Annotated in this window: 1 protein-coding gene; it reads right to left on the bottom strand. The window is 76.1% G+C overall.

What is annotated here, in order from left to right; genetic code table 11:
• Positions 1-145: 145 nt before the first annotated feature.
• Positions 146-895, bottom strand: coding sequence for an SAM-dependent methyltransferase (locus tag FOE67_RS27015; RefSeq protein ID WP_182667443.1), 750 nt, complete (start codon positions 893-895; stop codon positions 146-148).
• Between the last annotated feature and the right edge of the window lie 53 nt (positions 896-948).

The raw sequence follows: 948 nt of genomic DNA, 5'->3' as shown, positions 1-948 counted from the left end.
GCTCCCCCACCATCCGCCGCCGCCCCACCGGGTAACCGGAGACCCGTACCGCGGGGGAGGGACGCCCCGGAACGGCCGGTGGGGGTCGGCGGCCCCGCCGACCCCCGTCCCTCCCGTCGGGCCGGCCCGACGGGCCGGGAGTCCGTCAGACCGGGAGGCGGCGCAGCCGCAGGGTGGTGTCGGTGTACTCCACGACTGTCCCGTCGGGCATGGTGCGGGTGCGCTCCTCCTCCTCACAGCGCTGCACCTCCCACTCCCCCTCCGGCAGGTCGAGGGATTCCAGCACCTCCCGGGAGGTCGGCAGGTCGACCTCGGGGGCCTCGGCCTCCTCCCGCGCCGCGCCGTCACCGTGGCTGTGGCTCCGGCGCTTCGCGGGGTCCGGTGCCTCGGCGTGGCCGACGATCAACAGGGTTCCGCCCGGTGCCACGGCGTCGACGGCACGGCGCAGGATCCGCTCCCTCGGCAGCTCGGTCCACGAGTGCAGGAAGTGCGAGCTGACCAGGTCCCAGGTGCCCTCGGGGAAGGTCTCCGCGAGGTCGTGCCACTGCCAGTCGATCCGGTCCGCGACGCCCTCCTCCTCGGCGTGCGCGGCGCCGCGTTCGAGGGCGACGCGGGAGACGTCCACGGCGGTGACGCGGCGTCCACCGCGCGCCAGCCAGATGGCGTCGGCGCCCTCGCCGCACCCCAGGTCCAGGGCGGTGCCGGGACCGGGCTCGGGGAACTCCCGGACCAGGGCGGCGTTGGGCCTGCCGCTCCATTTGCGCTCGTTCTCGCGGTAGAGGTCGTCCCACTCCTCGGCGGCGGTGCGGGACCCGGCGGCCTCCTCGTGGCCCTCGTGGTGGGTGTGGGCGTGCTCGTCGTGGTGGGTGTGCTCGGCGCGGGCGGTGTCGGCCATGGAACGGCTCCTTCGGGGTGCGGACTCCGGCGGGTCCGGGGCTCGGGGAGGGG

The sequence above is a fragment of the Streptomyces calidiresistens genome, from assembly GCF_014141525.1.
In the GTDB taxonomy this organism is placed as follows: domain Bacteria; phylum Actinomycetota; class Actinomycetes; order Streptomycetales; family Streptomycetaceae; genus Streptomyces; species Streptomyces calidiresistens.
Note: the sequence above shows the minus strand (reverse complement) of the source record. Positions and strands in the feature narration are given on the sequence as shown.

Excerpts from the sequence above, each read along its gene's own strand:
- FOE67_RS27015 (WP_182667443.1), bottom strand. The coding sequence starts at position 895 with ATGGCCGACACCGCCCGCGCCGAGCACACCCACCACGACGAGCACGCC.